The 15847-nt window shown below is 44.8% G+C and carries 15 protein-coding genes; 1 reads left to right on the forward strand and 14 read right to left on the reverse strand.

Annotation, left to right across the window (positions count from 1 at the left end):
- Positions 1-83: 83 nt before the first annotated feature.
- From O3602_RS05670 to O3602_RS05695, 6 genes are all read right to left on the reverse strand, one after another.
- Positions 84-1586 (reverse strand): glycosyltransferase family 39 protein, encoded by a 1503-nt coding sequence (locus tag O3602_RS05670; protein WP_037606570.1) that lies wholly within the window; start codon positions 1584-1586, stop codon positions 84-86.
- Positions 1587-1877: 291 nt separating this feature from the next.
- On the reverse strand, positions 1878-2510 hold the full coding sequence (gene pyrE / locus O3602_RS05675) for an orotate phosphoribosyltransferase (protein ID WP_003003338.1): 633 nt from the start codon (positions 2508-2510) through the stop codon (positions 1878-1880).
- 355 nt (positions 2511-2865) lie between these two features.
- Positions 2866-3558, reverse strand: a complete 693-nt coding sequence (gene pyrF, locus O3602_RS05680; RefSeq protein ID WP_003011715.1) for an orotidine-5'-phosphate decarboxylase — start codon at positions 3556-3558, stop codon at positions 2866-2868.
- Positions 3559-3940: 382 nt separating this feature from the next.
- Positions 3941-4879, reverse strand: coding sequence for a dihydroorotate dehydrogenase (locus tag O3602_RS05685; protein WP_270298386.1), 939 nt, complete (start codon positions 4877-4879; stop codon positions 3941-3943).
- A gap of 9 nt (positions 4880-4888) precedes the next feature.
- Positions 4889-5695, reverse strand: a complete 807-nt coding sequence (locus O3602_RS05690) for a dihydroorotate dehydrogenase electron transfer subunit (protein WP_155171736.1) — start codon at positions 5693-5695, stop codon at positions 4889-4891.
- A 183-nt stretch (positions 5696-5878) separates the two neighbouring features.
- On the reverse strand, positions 5879-7315 hold the full coding sequence (locus tag O3602_RS05695; protein WP_003012151.1) for a DUF6688 family protein: 1437 nt from the start codon (positions 7313-7315) through the stop codon (positions 5879-5881).
- A gap of 243 nt (positions 7316-7558) precedes the next feature.
- Between O3602_RS05695 and O3602_RS05700 the strand changes: the two genes are divergently transcribed.
- Positions 7559-8467, forward strand: coding sequence for a LysR family transcriptional regulator (locus tag O3602_RS05700; RefSeq protein ID WP_003003594.1), 909 nt, complete (start codon positions 7559-7561; stop codon positions 8465-8467).
- Between the two features lie 37 nt (positions 8468-8504).
- Here the strand turns inward: O3602_RS05700 and O3602_RS05705 are convergent, their stop codons facing one another.
- The 8 genes from O3602_RS05705 to O3602_RS05740 form a co-directional block, all read right to left on the reverse strand.
- Positions 8505-9236 (reverse strand): NAD-dependent protein deacylase, encoded by a 732-nt coding sequence (locus O3602_RS05705; protein WP_003011893.1) that lies wholly within the window; start codon positions 9234-9236, stop codon positions 8505-8507.
- Positions 9237-10004: a hypothetical protein gene (locus O3602_RS05710; RefSeq protein ID WP_003011895.1), complete on the reverse strand. Its 768-nt coding sequence runs from the start codon at positions 10002-10004 to the stop codon at positions 9237-9239.
- The gene (gene deoD / locus O3602_RS05715; protein WP_080563352.1) at positions 10004-10714 is read right to left on the reverse strand and encodes a purine-nucleoside phosphorylase; all 711 of its coding nucleotides are present in this window, start codon (positions 10712-10714) and stop codon (positions 10004-10006) included. The genes O3602_RS05710 and deoD overlap by 1 nt, the downstream gene beginning before the upstream one ends.
- A gap of 532 nt (positions 10715-11246) precedes the next feature.
- Positions 11247-11960 carry a GMP synthase gene (locus O3602_RS05720; RefSeq protein WP_003012078.1) on the reverse strand — a complete coding sequence of 238 codons (714 nt, stop codon included), beginning with the start codon at positions 11958-11960 and terminating at the stop codon, positions 11247-11249.
- Positions 11957-13189 carry a chloride channel protein gene (locus tag O3602_RS05725; RefSeq protein ID WP_371611321.1) on the reverse strand — a complete coding sequence of 411 codons (1233 nt, stop codon included), beginning with the start codon at positions 13187-13189 and terminating at the stop codon, positions 11957-11959. The genes O3602_RS05720 and O3602_RS05725 overlap by 4 nt, the downstream gene beginning before the upstream one ends.
- A gap of 4 nt (positions 13190-13193) precedes the next feature.
- Positions 13194-14003, reverse strand: a complete 810-nt coding sequence (locus O3602_RS05730) for a purine-nucleoside phosphorylase (protein ID WP_003011798.1) — start codon at positions 14001-14003, stop codon at positions 13194-13196.
- 12 nt (positions 14004-14015) lie between these two features.
- Complete coding sequence (locus O3602_RS05735) at positions 14016-14561, reverse strand: DUF1697 domain-containing protein (RefSeq protein ID WP_003012286.1); 546 nt, start codon at positions 14559-14561, stop codon at positions 14016-14018.
- A 1-nt stretch (position 14562) separates the two neighbouring features.
- Positions 14563-15774, reverse strand: coding sequence for a phosphopentomutase (locus O3602_RS05740; protein ID WP_003011617.1), 1212 nt, complete (start codon positions 15772-15774; stop codon positions 14563-14565).
- Between the last annotated feature and the right edge of the window lie 73 nt (positions 15775-15847).

Genomic DNA, 15847 nt, shown 5'->3' on the forward strand with positions numbered 1-15847 from the left:
TTTGGCGCAGATCTACTGGATAAAAAAGAGGCTGGACATTTTTGTCCAACCTCTATTGCTGCCTGTCAAACAAGCAGGAGCTTTTAGGTATTTTCCTTCTTGGTAAATCCTGCTAGACCGATCGAAGCGACTAGTAAAATTTGCGGTAAGAATTGGATGAGGTAACGGGTCTTCCCACCTTCAAAGATGGTTAAGAAGAGCAAGCCACCAAAGACCGCTAAGGAAAGGAAGTTAAAGTCATCTGTATTTCGACGTTTGAGATAAGCTCCAACCAAACCAGCCGATAGGACAATCCAGATCACCTGCTTGACAAATTCATAATACTTGTACTGCGGGCGATCAATGCTAAGGAAATAGGTCCGCACCCATTTTGCCAGACCATTATTTTTAGTCAGGGGTGCATAGAGAGGGTTAATCAAAGGCGTCTTCTCATACTCTACGTCACGATAAAGCCAACCTAAGGTCCCTTCTGCTACCGTCAAGGATTGCTTGTAGTAGATATGACCGATCAAACCTAAAGGTCCATATTCCTTGAGACGGCGCTTGATTTCTTTGATCACATTTTCCTTTTTAAAGAGGCCATTGTTGTAATCTGAGCGCTTGTCCTCATCGATATAGGCCAACAATCCCTCTTTCATATCTTCTTGGTTATGACCCATATCCGTCAATCCCAGATTGATAAACAAGAGCGGTCCTTTAGCCAACCCTTCTTGTTTCAAGATCGGCACAACTCTTTGATGATTGACCGCTGTATTCAATCCTGCAAAGACAAAGCCTGTCGTCATGACTGTCACCGTAGCAATCTTGCCAAAGGCCTTCCAATTTCCTCTGAAGAAGAGCACAGCCCAAAAGGCAATCATGACAATAATCGTCGTTGGACGGATCAACATGGTCACGCCAGATAAGATTCCCAAGCCAACAATCTTCTTCCAGGAGCCTGCTTGATCTTCCTTCAAGAGATCCAAGGCCCACCACAATTGAAGAGCAATCAATGGAAGAGGCGGAATGTCCGTGTACATGGAATAGAAATACGGCGAGTAACAGATCAAGCTCACATAGAAGAGATAGACCAGATCAGCTGTTTTTTGATTGAAATGCTTCTGAGATAGCTTATACAAGAGGACTGCTCCCAGATTAACATAGAGGATATTGAGAGCCTGCATGACCCACAGACCGCTAGAGCCAAATAAGACATAGAAAAACTTCTCGTAAAGAAAGAGCGGAATGTTATTGGGATTGCGACTGAGGTAGTTGGTGATAGAGGATTGCTTAAGAAGATCAAATGCCCCTTTGAAAACAACCGCAGCATCCCGACGGATAAAGAGCTCCGCACAGGCCATGACAATCAACTGAAAGACAACCGCTCCAAGCAAGAAGCCTTTTTTGTGTCGGGTCAACCAAGCAAAGGCACTCTTTAGACCATCGCGTTTCAGCCAGGCTAGCAGAAATAGCAATCCAGCACCTAAAATGGCTAGCCATGAAATCTCTCTTAGATAGGTTACACTAATCAAGAACCAGTGGACCATCACTAGCAACATGACAACATGAAGCATCCCAAATAGAATACGTTTACTTTTCGATAACATAGGTCCATTATATCAAAAAAACAGCAATTCTGCTGTTTTGGGGTGGTACGAAATCATGTAGGTTGGTGAAATATCATAGTTATGATGATATTAACGGTAAACCAGACCCGATCCTGCTTCTTCATTTGCAAATAATGTTCTTTTGTCATCTTATACTACCTTAAACATAGTTTTTCCTTCATCCATAAAAACAATTACTACTAATATATCGGATTTTACTTTGAGTTTCAAGTTCACCACCAACTAGTGAAAAGAGTATAAAAAAGAAGCGTTAGAAACGCTTCCGTCCTATTATTTATTTTGCCAAGTTTCTTGGTTTTCCTTGAAACGGTGCAACAACTCTAATCCTTCAGAGGTGATGTAACCTTGTTCTTCTGCCAAATGAATCAATTCTGTATAGTTAGACAAGGTTTCAAGTTGAACGCCAGCTTCCGCAAATTTCTTATCTGCTTTCTCCAATTGGTAGGTGAAGATAGCTACGACACCAAGGACGTCCGCTCCTTCACGCTTGGCAGCTGCAACGGCATCCAAGACAGATCCACCAGTAGAAATCAAATCTTCCACTACGACCATCTTTTGACCTTGTGGTACACGGCCTTCAATTTGATTACCAGCACCGTGGTCTTTTGGTTTGCTACGGATGTAGGCAAATGGCAAATTCATCTTATCCGCAATAATAGCTCCGTGAGGAATCCCTGCAGTTGCTGTCCCTGCAATCACTTCTACTTCAGGGAAAGCTTCCTTGATTTTATCTACAAATCCATTTTCGATCAAGGTACGAGTTTCAGGATAAGCGAGGGTTACACGGTTATCTGTATAAATAGGGGACTTGATCCCAGATGCCCAAGTAAAAGGTTCTTCTGGTTTCAAATAAACGGCTTCAATTTTCAAAAGATGGCTAGCAATATCTTTAGCTAATGACATGACGACTCCTTTTTACGATTTTAATCATATACGAATTAAATCAATTATTGGTTTAAACAACAACATTATAGGTTGGTGAATGCGTTAGGGAAGGCCCTATCAGGCTTCCCGTACAGCTACAAAAAATCCCACTTTTAGTAGCGATTGGTATTCCGACGATTTAGAGGATAAAACGATTATTTTTATCCTCTAAATCTAGTGAATGCGTTAGGGAAGGTCCCATGGACTTTTTAAGTTCCGACACTTAGTTGAAAGAAACGATAATTTTCTTTCAACTAAGTTAGTGAATAGTTTATAGGGAAGGCCCTATCGGTCTTCCCGTAGAACGTCTTGAAGCACAGCTTCTTAGACGTTCTTAACTATTCCACTGTCTCTTAATTTCATGGTAAGCGTCCCATGGGTTTTCTGCTTGGATGATTGGACGTCCAACGACAATATAGTCAGAGCCGATTTTATGAGCTTCTTGTGGCGTCATGACCCGTTTTTGGTCACCGATTTCAGCTCCAGCTGGACGAATCCCTGGTGTCACACAGACAAAATCTGATGAAGTGGCATCCTTGATCAAGGCCACTTCATGAGCTGAGCAGACAACCCCGTCCAAGCCAGCTTCTTGGGCCTTGCGAGCATAATTGACTACTGATTCTTGGACCGTTGTTTGGATGTTTTGGCAATCACGCATGTCTTCTTCACTGGTAGAAGTCAGCTGGGTCACGGCTACCAATTTAGCTCCTTCACCAAGAGCTGCCTTGGCTTCGCGCATCATCTCTACACCACCAGCTGCATGTACCGTCACCATATCTACTCCGAAGGTACCGAGTACAGACATGGCTGATTTGACTGTATTTGGAATATCATGTAATTTTAAATCAAGGAAAATGCTGTGCCCAAGCCCTTTGAGATAATGTACAATTTCAGGACCAACTGCATAGAAAAATTCCATTCCGATTTTTACAAATAATTTTTCGTCTTCTGGAAAATGCTCTAAAAAGTGTTTGACATCCTCGAAAGCTGGGAAGTCAAGGGCGATAATAGGACGTTCTTCACGCATGGATTACTCCTTTTTATGATTGATCATTTTGTTCACAAAAAAACCTTGCCCGAGGCAAGGTTACACGAAAATTAGGTAAGAACAACTACCATGATTCACCGTCTAGACCTTAGGAGCCTCTCTGGACTACTTTAAAGGTTTTTCTACATTGTAGTACGATATTAAAGAAAAGTCAAGAAATAATCGCAAAACATTCGGATTCAATCCGTCTTTTTTTAATTTTATTAGAATGAGTTCTAAATTATGAAAAAAAAACTTGACAGATAATCTTTTTTCCTGTAAAATACTTAATATGCTGAGTAAGGGTTGTTTAAAGTTGTTACTTACTCAGTAGCCTGTTGGGGTTGTTGCCAACAGGCATTTTTTGTTGTCTTGATGATCTTTAAAGTAGATTTTCCCGTACATGTTTTCGGAAGTTCTCAAGGGTATCAATCCCATAGTGATCCATGACTTGTGGCAGATCTTCGATGATGGTTGGACAAGCATAAGGATCGGTAAAATTAGCGGTTCCAACTCCAATCGCAGAGGCTCCTGCAATCATCATTTCAATAGCTGCTTCTGCTGAATCCACGCCTCCCATTCCGATAATCGGAAGTTTAGTGGATTGAGCAACCTGGCGGATGAGTTTTAATGCAACTGGGAAAACGGCTGGACCCGACATGCCTCCGGTTCCATTGGCAATGATGGGCTTACCAGTCTTGAGGTCAAAGCGCATCCCGACCAAGGTATTGATCATGGTTAAGCCGGTCGCTCCTGCATCCTCTGCTGCTCTTGCGACCTGCGTGATGTCTGCCACACTAGGCGTTAACTTGACATAGACAGGGACTGAGGATGCTTCTACCGCTGCTTTCACAGCCGCATAGGCCAACTCAGGAACCTGCCCGATTAAGAGACCATTGTTCCCATGGTCTACATTTGGACAAGAGATATTGAGCTCAATCGCTTTGACATTTGGCGCTTGCGAGATCTTCCTAGATACCGTTGCATACTCTTCGTTGGAGAAGCCAGCTACGTTGGCAATAATCGGTAGCTCCGGATAATGTTGGGCCAACCAAGGAAGTTTTTCCGCCAGAACCACGTCTACACCTGGATTTTGGAGGCCAATGGCATTGAGCATGCCTGCAGGAGTCTCAGCGACACGGGGCGTCGGATTTCCAAAACGAGCCTCAGCAGTTGTTGCCTTGATCATGATGGATCCAAGTAGGTCTAAGTCATAGTATTTGGCATATTCCTGACCAAAGCCAAAACAGCCAGATGCCGGGATGATGGGGTTTTTCAAGTCTAAACCAGGTAAGGATACGGCTAGTCGATTTGCTGTCATAAGGTCCTCCTACATCACAATCGTACCGGTTTCAAAGACCGGTCCGTCTTCACACACGCGCTTATTAGCTACTTGGCTTTCATTTTCCAGATGCACTACACAGGCGTAGCAAGCCCCCATCCCACAAGCCATACGCGATTCCATAGAAATGTAAGCGCGGGGATGATCATGGAATTTGGTATTGACATATTTGAGCATGCCTGGTGCTCCACAAGAATAGATAGCGTCAAACTCCTGGTCCATCTGTTCAACGACCGTAGAGACATAGCCCTTAGTGCCATAAGTCCCATCGTCTGTCGTTACAGTGACATGAGCAACCTGAGAAAGCTCTTCTTCCAAAATAACGGCTTCTTTGGTCGCAAAGCCAACAACCACTTCAACTTCTACCCCATGCTCATGGAGTTGTTTGGCCACTTGGACCAAAGGAGGAACACCGATCCCGCCACCAATGATCAAGGCTTTCTGACCTTGGCCGAGTTTGGTGAGATCAAAGCCATTTCCCTGTGGCCCCATGACGCTGAGTTTGCTACCGACTGGCAATTGAGAAAAGATAGCTGTCCCCCCACCTTCAATGCGGTAGATCAAGCGACACGTCTGTGTCTCAGGATCAATCTCAGAAATTGAAATCGGACGGCGAAGGAGCTTAGACCCATCAGGGACGCGGATATGAAGGAATTGACCTGGAAGCATCTGCGCCACCATTTCCCCCTTCAAGATCATAGAATAGATGCGCGGGGCGATCTCTTCTTGCGCGACCAGCTCCATCTCCTCCATCATGATTTTGCCAAAGCGTTTTTTACAACTGTCACTGACCATTGATTTCCTCTTCTTTCTATCAGCAAAAAAGACCTCGCAAAAGCAAGGCCTACAAATCATCAGCTAGACACAGTCTACTGATCTTTTTTCTGTCTTTCCTTGCAGGCCTCTCTGGACCTCTTAAAGGTTAAATTTTCCTCATTATATCGCGCTCCTTCTCGCTTGTCAAGTAAAATCAGAAACTCAGGAAACTTTACGGGGGTCAAAATCTTCTGGGATCGGTTTGATGTATTGCATGGCGATTCGGTTTTCAGGCTTGCGATCGACCAAGTAGAGAACCAACAAGAAGATCCATTCCAGGGGCTTCATCAGATAGTAAATGACATCCATAGCCCATTTTTTCTTGATATGTTTGGCAAAAGGATAGCCATAGCGGTCATAATTGCGACGCAAGAAGCGATGGAATCGTGGCGTCTTTTCTTCTAACACCTGCTCAAAGGCATTGGCGATACAGAGCTGGCGATTGACGACAACCGGATGTCCGTGGCGGATTCCCATCCGCTGGGGCTTGACAACATTTTCATGCCCACCAGCCGCAACCGTACAGAGATAGTGCTCATCAATGATAAGATTCTGAGGAGGGATCTTTTGTGAGAAAGCCCAGTCAGCTGTATTGGTCCAGGCCTCGATCATGGAATCCGGCTGCTGCCCAAAGAGCATGAGAACAAGGACAACAAAGGCAAGGGTTGGAAAAGCGACAAGGACCGCTAGCCATGGCCAGTTGCGCGACTTGTTTAAGAGCTGATGGAGCCATTGAAGCAGATGATTCTCATAGCTTATCTCTGTTCGATCTTCCTGCCACTCCTTGATGCGAACCCATAAGAGATGGATGGAATAGATCAGTAAGAAAAAGGTGTGAAAACTTGCTACCTGCAGTTGATTATCAAAAACTAAGAGAAGAACCACTCCACCTAGAATGCCACTGATGCAGAAGATATTTGCTAACGGCGAAAGTGAGTTCGCATCCCGGTAGGAATAGATAATCAAGGCAAGTAAAGTAAGAGCTGCCAGTGTGAAGAAGGTCGGATAGGCGCCAGACCAGATCAGAGCATGCTTCTGAGAATTGATCAAACTCTCACTCCAATCGTAAAAAGTCATATCCTTGACGATGAAAATGAAAATCGCTTCGAGAAAGCAACCAAAGAGACCAAACCAAAGAACACTTGTAGGCTGTTGCTTTTTCTTTTTGACAGGCTTAGGACTAGGTGATTCTTGCTTTTCCTTCATAAGAGATGCGTCATCTTCTCTTGTCCCTTTTCCTTCCTTTGGCCCTCTATCTTCAAACAAATCCGGATCTTTGAGAGTTTCTTCCTCTGCTTCTTTGAATTGGAGGCTAGACCACCGGCCGATCCCATAAATGATGACAAAAATATTGGGAACAAAGAGGGCAATGGTTAGACCGTAGGGTAAGATCTCCATCGTGAAGGCAATGATAGCCCAAACACTAAATTGAATGAATGGATCCTTTATTGCATAGAACGACTCACTAACAACAAAATAAATGTAAAAGGCCAATAGAATCAAAGCATTGGTCACAAAATTGATCTGCAACAGACCGGCTGTGAAATGGCTTTCCAATTCCTTATCCTTTTTCTTATACCAGGAAACGAGTTTTTTCATAAGATCTCCTCAATCAATTTTTTACCATTCTATCAATCAGCTCACCCCTTAAGCAAGGCAAAACTGTATTTTTCCATCAAAATCAGTCCCCAGATGGAGATTTTGTTTCCAATTTTCTATTTTTTAAATATCTGATCTAGCCTACTTCCTATTACCTCCCTCAGCCTGTCTTATTCTCTGATACAGTCCTTGAAAGACCACATTTTACGGGAAAAACGCGCTCTTTTATGTTAAAATAAAAGCATGAGAATACAACAATTACAATACATTATCAAAATCGTCGAAACCGGCTCTATGAATGAAGCCGCAAAACAACTCTTCATCACCCAACCTAGCCTTTCCAATGCCGTTAAGGACTTGGAAAATGAAATGGGGATTGAAATCTTTATCCGGAATCCTAAAGGGATCACTTTGACTCGCGATGGGATGGAGTTCCTCTCTTATGCCCGCCAGGTGGTGGAGCAGATCGACCTCTTGTCCGAACGCTATAAAAATCCTGTGGGCTCTCGTGAGCTTTTCAGCGTCTCTTCACAGCACTATGCCTTCGTTGTTGAGGCCTTCGTTTCTCTCCTCAAGAAAAGCGACATGGAAAAATACGAGCTCTTCCTACGGGAGACGCGGACTTGGGAGATCATCGATGACGTCAAGAACTTCCGAAGCGAAGTTGGCGTACTCTTTTTGAATAGCTACAACCGCGATGTCCTCTCTAAGATGCTAGATGATAATCACCTGATTGCCACCCACCTCTTTACAGCGCAACCTCATATCTTTGTCAGCAAGACCAATCCTCTTGCCAAGAAAGAGATCGTTCACTTGTCAGATCTGGAAGATTTCCCATACCTTAGCTATGACCAAGGGACCCACAACTCCTTCTACTTCTCAGAAGAGATCCTCTCTCAAGAGCATCATAAGAAATCCATCGTCGTCAGTGACCGGGCTACCCTCTTTAATCTCTTGATTGGTCTGGATGGCTACACCATTGCGACCGGGATCCTCAACAGCAATCTCAACGGAAATAACATCGTCTCCATTCCCCTTGATATCGAAGATCCAATCGAGCTGGTCTACATCAAACATGAAAAAACAGCCCTCTCAAAAATGGGAGAAAAATTCATCGAATACTTGCTTGAGGAAGTGAAGTTTGATAAATAAAAAATATCTGAGTGTCTCATGTTCACTCAGATATTTTTTATTGTCTTAATTGTGAAAATACTTCCCCAATCTTTCCTTCGATAACCAGGTCTGCTTGCTTGTCTTGTGGGATACTGGTTTTATTGATGACAACCAGCTTCTTCCCTCGGAAATACTGGATCAAGCTAGCTGCTGGGTAGACCACGAGAGAGGTTCCACCGATAATCAGGAGATCAGCCTCTTGGATGGCTTGGGCTGCTTGGCTAAAGACCTCCATATCAAGAGGCTCCTCGTAGAGGGTCACATCAGGCTTGACCACCTTGCCACAGTTCAGGCAATGTGGAACCGGGCCTTCTAAAGCTAGAAAGGCCTCCAAATCATAAAATCGCTGGCAACCCGTACAGTAATTGCGATCGGCACTGCCATGGAGCTTAAGGGCCTTTTTAGAACCAGCCATTTCATGCAGACTATCGATATTTTGTGTCACCACTGCCTTGAGCTTACCGGTCTCTTCAAGCCGAGCCAGATACCGATGGGCTGCATTGGGCTTGGCATCTGGGTATAGCAAGTACTTCTTATAAAAGACGAAAAAGTCCTCAGGATAACGCTCAAACATGGTATGGGAGACCAATTGTTCAGCTGTCAAATGCCGCCCTACCTGAACACTATAGACACCGTCTGAACTTCGAAAATCTGGAATATTTGACTCCGTGGAAACTCCTGCCCCACCGAAAAACACGATCCGATGACTCTGATCAATCATCTCCTGTAGTTGAGCAATCTTATCCATCTACTTCTCCTTTAGTAGCTCTTCCATGACAGCATTGGCCTGATCAAAATAAAAGTTAGCTTGATCATAATGGATACCTGTGTAGCTTGCAAGGTCAATCAAATTTTTCATAAAATCTTGAGAAGAGAAACCCGTCGTCCGATGGAGCTCTTCTTCATCAAAAGGCTTGATCAAGTGTGCCAAGGGATTGCGAACGGATTTTTCTAACTCCCGCAATTGTTGGGTCGCAACTTTGACGCTATCTGGCAAATCCAACTGCACAATCAACTCCGTCAAACTGGACGAATTGACCACACTTTCGCTGTGGAATTGCTGCAGGATAGAGTTGTCGGACGCATGCAGGCTCTCAAACTTCCAACGGTCATAACTCGATTCTTTGGAGTTATGGATATAGTTGGTAATATCAGGAATTTTCAACTGAATCAATCGCATAAAGATCCGATAGATGGCTGGGCTAACGGCACGAACAAAGTCTATAATCTGTTCATTTCTCAACTTCGCCTCTAAGTCATAAAGGTAGTTGGCCAACTGCTCATCTGCTGGATCTTCATGCCAAAAAAGCTGAAAACCAGTCGCCTCTAGCAACTCGGTTCTCAACTTTTGATTCATGACGGGTTGGATATTAAGCTCACGACGCTCCGCCATTAACTGCAGTAAGCTCACCAACAAATCCGGTACTTCTTCCTGCTGCTTGATAGAGCGCAGAGCCCGGCTGTAGTGATAATTTTGGAGATCGTAGAGCCATTCATCATGAAGGAATTTTGCCATTAGTCTGCAATCAAGGTCTCAAGACCAACTTTCATCATGTCTGTGAAAGTAGTTTGGCGTTCTTCAGCAGTTGTGTCCTCATCTGGATTGACCAAACTGTCTGAAATGGTCATGATCGCAAGCGCATCAACATGGTGTTGAGCAGCAAGATAATAGAGAGCTGCTGCTTCCATTTCTACAGCTTTCACACCCCACTTACCAAGCTCAATATTCTTTTCACCATAGTTTGAATAGAAGACATCTGATGACAAGACATTACCAACATGTGTCGTCATGCCAAGGCCTTTGGCAATGTGGTAAGCCTTGTCTAAAAGATCAAAGCTAGCGATTTGAGGAAAATCGTATTGAGGCCAGTCGTTGCGGATAATGTTTGAGTTGGTTGCAGCAGCTTGCGCCAAGACCAATTCACGAACATGCACATCCTCGTTCAAAGAACCAGCCGTTCCCACACGGATCAATTTCTTCACGCCGTAGTCGACAATCAACTCACGCGCATAAATAGAGATGGATGGCATCCCCATCCCAGTACCCATGACAGAAACACGGTGACCCTTGTAAGTCCCTGTGTAACCAAACATGTTACGGACTTCGTTGAAGCAAACAGCGTCTTCAAGGAAATTCTCAGCAATAAATTTCGCACGAAGAGGATCCCCAGGAAGAAGAATTTTATCAGCAATTTCACCCTGCTTAGCAGCAATATGGATAGACATAATATAAGATACCAAGGGCGTTAAAGAGGCAAAGTAAAAATAGGAAATCCGACAAAGATGCATCGCATCTAGGAGGATTTATCTTTTTTACACAGCCTCTAGCCCGGGTTCAGTTTCAAACCCGAACTACCCTTCCTTTCATTTTTTATATACAGAACAGGCGACAGAGAACAAAGTAAAAATAGGAAACTGACGACGCATCGCAGATGCTAGACAGTTTATCTTTTTTACACAGTTCTCCGCCCGTATTCAGTTCAGCGAATACGGTAAACCCATCCTTTCTTTTTTTATTGAGTAATTAGGAGAGCTTTCCGCTCGTGTTCAAATCAGAACACATGCTCTACCTTTCTATAAGATACCAAGCCCGTAAAAAGCACAGTGAAAATAGGGGATGGACGCAGCAAGTACTGGACTTGCAAGTCAATCGATCTTTTTCACACAGCTTTTAGGGCGGGTTCAATTATTATTTGGTTTTGAAAGTCGTGGCGATTCCGGGTTCAATTCAAACCCAAACTGCCCTTCCTTTCATTTTTTATTTTGTTAATGAGTCCAAAAATGCATAGAGTTTAGCATTCATTTCTCGATAATCGTAAACACGAATGGCTTCAGGTTCTTGAACAAAGGTCAGGTTTTGACTTTGTTCTTCCAAAACAACTTCACCGTCTGCAGCAATCAAGAGATTGACTGCTTCTGGATCAAATTCCAAGTGGGCTTGGAAGGCATAGTGTTTAGGACTGAAGCGAATAATCTGACGTGGGCACCCTTGACTGGTTGCAAGAACAACAGCATCTTCTGTCACTCCTGGCATATCGCCATGCCAGTGGCCGGTTTCAAACGTTTCTCCAAAATCACCAACATGCGGATCTGTGAGTCCTTCAAGCGTCAAGGTCACAGGATAAACCCCAATCTCACGTTCCGGACTGTGCTCATACTTCGCTCCATAGGCAACAGACAAGAGCTGGGCACCCAGACAGACCCCAACAATATAACGATCAGCCTTCATGGCCTTTTGAATCAGCTCAATCTCTGCCTGAGGATCGTAGTATGGAAAAGCTTCTCGATCTTCATCTGGCGATTGAGGACCTCCCATGACAATCAAAAAGTCGATCTCATCCACTGTCTCTGGTAAGGCTTCATTCTCATAGACTTTGGTCGTGGTCACTTGATGGCCACGCTCCTGTGCCCATTTTAGATAAGCACCCGGCACTTCAAAAGTTTCATGCAGTACAAAATGTACCTTCATCATTTCTTCTCCCATCTCTTTCGAATCACATAAGACAGACCAGCCGCAAGTACAAGCGGAATAGTCAAATTCCAAGTTTGGCCTGTAAATCCAAGGCTCAGGGCAATGGCTGTCAGAGGAGCTTCTAGGGTCGTCCCTAAAAAGACGGTCGCTCCAAGTAACATCCCTAGAGCAGGATCCAGATGAATCCCAAGGACTGTCAAAAGCAAGGTCACTAGGTAGCCAGAACCAATCCCAAGGGCAAATGATGGTGTCAAGGTACCCCCATAAGCACCATTGCGTAAGAGGAGATAAACCAGAAGCTCCTTCACTGCAAGACTCAGTGGAAGATAAGGAATCGGCTGACTAGACAAGAGGGCTTGCGCTAGTACCTGGCCATTTCCCATAAAGATAGGGAAAAAGGCTACTAGGCTCCCCAGCACTAGAAAGGCTAGAGGAAGAGCCCAAAGAATCGTCCCGTCCTTCCGCCGTTTGTGACTAGCCCGCTTGGCGAGGAAAGCAAAGACCAGAGCCAAGGGAGTGACCAAGAAAGCAATCACAATAGCCTGTAAGAAACTGCTAGCCGACCATGAGCCTGCGGACAGGTGATACATGACTTTCTGACCGACGATGGGCTGAGCGACCCAGGTGGCCAGATAAGTACTGGTCAAAACCAGTAGAAAGTTCTGCCAACTGTAGGCGAGCCCTAAGGTCTCAAAGACGAACAAGCTACTGGCAAAGGGGACCTGATAGACCGCAGCTAAACCAGCTCCAGCCCCACAGGCGATCAAGACTTTTCGCTCTTTAAGAGCTAGTGAGAATCCCTTCGCCAAGCGACCAGCTAGAAGAGCCCCGACCTCACGTGGGGCTCCTTCTTTTCCGACCGATGCGCCTGCTCCGACAATCGCCACCTGCATCCCTGCATGAAGGAGGTGGGCTAAGGGCGCTGGATCCCTGTCTCCAGCTAAGTCAATTTGCTGACGAATAGACAGGATCTTATAACGCCTTTGCAGGACATACCAGAAGCCAGCTGCCAAGCACCCAGTCACACTCAAGACCAGAAATCTACGGAGACCTCCAGCTTCTTGGAATTGCTGGAGTAAATCCGACGAAGCTTGGCCAAATGCCAGCCCTTGCACACCTTCTAGTAGATAATGACAGGCAATTCCGACCAGACCCGTCCCGATCCCTAATGATAAGGTGGCTAGAAGCAACCTCAGCCCGTAGGGCAGACTTTGGAGTCGTGCTTTCATTGGATTAGAGTTCAGCAAGGATCGCTTTAAGCAAACCTTTGAAGTCGTCTTTGACACGCTCTGTCACTTCTACTACTTCTTCGTGGTTGAGCTCTTCTTGGAAACCAGCCGCAAAGTTGGTAATACATGAAATACCAAGAACCTTCAAGCCAGAATGCGCTGCAACGATGACTTCAGGAACAGTTGACATACCGACAGCATCTGCTCCAAGTGTCTTATAAGCACGGATTTCAGCTGGAGTTTCGTAGGTAGGACCAGTCACACCGATATAAACCCCATCATCCAACTTGATACCCAATTTGTCAGCCACTTTATGAGCTGTCTCGCGATATTCTGGAGTGTAGGCTTTCGACATATCTGGGAAGCGTGGACCAAAGTCATCCAAGTTTTCACCAATCAATGGGTTTTGACCAGTCATGTTAATGTGGTCTGTGATAGCCATCAAAGTACCAGGACCAAAGCCAATACCACCAGCAGCGTTGGTAACAAGAACCCCTTCACAGCCCAAAACTTTCATGACACGAACTGGGAAAGTCACCACTTCTAGTGGGTTTCCTTCGTAAAAATGGAAACGTCCTTGAAGGGCCAAAACCTTGCGTCCAGCAAGCTCACCATAGACCAATTTACCAGCATGTCCGACAACCGTTGAACGACCCCAGTTTGGAATTTCAGAGTAGTCTACTACGACAGGATTTTCGATTTCTTCAGCCAGTTCCCCAAGACCTGATCCAAGGATCAAGCCAAACTCAGGTGCTTCCATTCCTTTGCCTTTCAAAAAAGCAGCTGTTTCATTGATTTTTGCTAATAATGTCATTGCATATCTCCTTTATGATTTCCTTAAAAATTGGCCAATTTTGTCAAATGTATTGGCATTGCGAATGGTCAACAGACGGTAATCCGGCATCTTGAGGACTTGTCTGTGGTAAGTTGTCTTTGTATAGGTCTCTTCTGAGTATTTGCCCCAGTAGATCCCTAGATTCCCACGATGAATGATTTCATCACCGAGCGAAAAAGAGGAGACCAGCTCCCAGACAGCATCCTGATTGAGGCCTTCTGTGTAAAAGAGAACATCCTTGCGGGCCAGATCCTCCTGCCACCATCCTGGTAGAGCAGCGAGTTCTTGCGCATAGTCCTCAGCTGAAAAGAGAGAAAAAGACTGGATAAAGGGGTAGTGATCACAAAAGAAATGTCCCAGCAAATCTACCAATTCTGCTTTAGAAGCAGCAGATTCAAAGAAGATATTGCCACTATTGATGTAGGTCTCTACCCCATCCAGCCCGATCGTTTGAAGCTCCTCTCGAAGTTCTGCCATCACGACCTTGTTTTTCCCGCCAACATTGATCCCTCTTACGAGGAGAGCGAAGCGTGTCATCTTAGTTCAACTTGTCTAAGAAGCTTTCACCGATCATGGCTTTTTCAACACCAAAGTTCTCTGCAATTGTCGCAGAGATATCAGAGAAATGTCCGACTGGAATCACACCATTGCCCTTGAAGGATGGGCTATAAGCCAAGAATGGGATGTATTCACGCGTATGGTCTGTACCAGCGTAGGTTGGGTCATTCCCGTGGTCTGCCGTGATCATCAAGAGGTCATCTTCACGCATAGCTGCAATGATTTCTGGCAAGCGTTCGTCAAACTCATGCAAGCAATCGCGGTAGCCGTGAGCATTGCGACGGTGACCGTAAAGAGCATCAAAGTCTACCAAGTTGGTAAATGAGAACCCTTCTTGGAACTCAGGAAGTCCCATGGTCTTAATCAAGGTATCCATACCGTGGCTATTTGATTTGTTGTGTCCCATATCGTGGTTGATACCAGCTCCGTTGAAAATATCGTTGATCTTACCAACTGCATAAGTATCGATACCCGCTTCGTTCAACTTATCCAAAACAGTTGGCGCAAATGGTGAAACAGCCAAGTCACGACGGTTGGCTGTACGTGTGAAGTTTCCAGGTTCCCCAACATAAGGACGCGCAATGATACGGCCTAGAAGAGCTGGACGTTCCAAAGTGATAGAACGAGCATATTCACAGATACGGTAGAGTTCATCCAAAGGAATAATGTCTTCGTGAGCCGCGATTTGAAGCACAGGGTCTGCTGATGTATAAATAATCAACTCACCAGTTTCCATTTGACGTGGTCCAAAGTCATCGATGACTGCTGTACCAGAATAAGGCTTGTTAGCTTCACGAATGACCTTACGTCCTGAGAATTCTTCAATCTTTGTAATAATTTCTTCTGGGAATCCATTCCAGAAGGTATCAAAAGGTTCTGTAATGTTGAGCCCCATGATTTCCCAGTGACCAGTCATGGTGTCTTTCCCAAGAGAGACTTCTTGCAATTTTGTCGCATACCCAGTTGGGTTGCTTTCAGCTGGCACCGTCTTCAATGGTACTTCACGAGGAATATTTCCAAGACCGATTTTGGCCATGTTTGGTACATTCAAGCCGACGGTTTTAGAGATGTGGCCCAAAGTATCAGATGCTCCATCTGGAACACCTGCATTGACAAAGTTATTGGCATCTGGTGCAGCACCGATCCCAACTGAATCCAGCACAACTAAGTGCATGCGTTTAAATTTTGACATATACTGCCTCTTTCCTTTATTAAACTAGCTATATTATACCATATCCCTATAAGAAGAGAGCCGATGTTTGATC

The organism is Streptococcus sp. 27098_8_186, assembly GCF_041432055.1.
Taxonomy (GTDB): Bacteria; Bacillota; Bacilli; order Lactobacillales; family Streptococcaceae; genus Streptococcus; species Streptococcus dentalis.

What these genes read in the sequence shown, in the direction of transcription:
- O3602_RS05740 (WP_003011617.1), bottom strand. Translation starts at nt 15,774, where the DNA reads ATGTCAAAATTTAAACGCATGCACTTAGTTGTGCTGGATTCAGTTGGG.
- O3602_RS05720 (WP_003012078.1), bottom strand. Translation starts at nt 11,960, where the DNA reads ATGATGAAGGTACATTTTGTACTGCATGAAACTTTTGAAGTGCCGGGT.
- O3602_RS05670 (WP_037606570.1), bottom strand. Translation starts at nt 1,586, where the DNA reads ATGTTATCGAAAAGTAAACGTATTCTATTTGGGATGCTTCATGTTGTC.
- O3602_RS05705 (WP_003011893.1), bottom strand. Translation starts at nt 9,236, where the DNA reads ATGGATAAGATTGCTCAACTACAGGAGATGATTGATCAGAGTCATCGG.
- pyrF (WP_003011715.1), bottom strand. Translation starts at nt 3,558, where the DNA reads ATGCGTGAAGAACGTCCTATTATCGCCCTTGACTTCCCAGCTTTCGAG.
- O3602_RS05685 (WP_270298386.1), bottom strand. Translation starts at nt 4,879, where the DNA reads ATGACAGCAAATCGACTAGCCGTATCCTTACCTGGTTTAGACTTGAAA.
- deoD (WP_080563352.1), bottom strand. Translation starts at nt 10,714, where the DNA reads ATGTCTATCCATATTGCTGCTAAGCAGGGTGAAATTGCTGATAAAATT.
- O3602_RS05690 (WP_155171736.1), bottom strand. Translation starts at nt 5,695, where the DNA reads ATGGTCAGTGACAGTTGTAAAAAACGCTTTGGCAAAATCATGATGGAG.
- pyrE (WP_003003338.1), bottom strand. Translation starts at nt 2,510, where the DNA reads ATGTCATTAGCTAAAGATATTGCTAGCCATCTTTTGAAAATTGAAGCC.
- O3602_RS05695 (WP_003012151.1), bottom strand. Translation starts at nt 7,315, where the DNA reads ATGAAAAAACTCGTTTCCTGGTATAAGAAAAAGGATAAGGAATTGGAA.
- O3602_RS05710 (WP_003011895.1), bottom strand. Translation starts at nt 10,004, where the DNA reads ATGGCAAAATTCCTTCATGATGAATGGCTCTACGATCTCCAAAATTAT.
- O3602_RS05725 (WP_371611321.1), bottom strand. Translation starts at nt 13,189, where the DNA reads ATGAAAGCACGACTCCAAAGTCTGCCCTACGGGCTGAGGTTGCTTCTA.
- O3602_RS05700 (WP_003003594.1), top strand. Translation starts at nt 7,559, where the DNA reads ATGAGAATACAACAATTACAATACATTATCAAAATCGTCGAAACCGGC.
- O3602_RS05735 (WP_003012286.1), bottom strand. Translation starts at nt 14,561, where the DNA reads ATGACACGCTTCGCTCTCCTCGTAAGAGGGATCAATGTTGGCGGGAAA.
- O3602_RS05730 (WP_003011798.1), bottom strand. Translation starts at nt 14,003, where the DNA reads ATGACATTATTAGCAAAAATCAATGAAACAGCTGCTTTTTTGAAAGGC.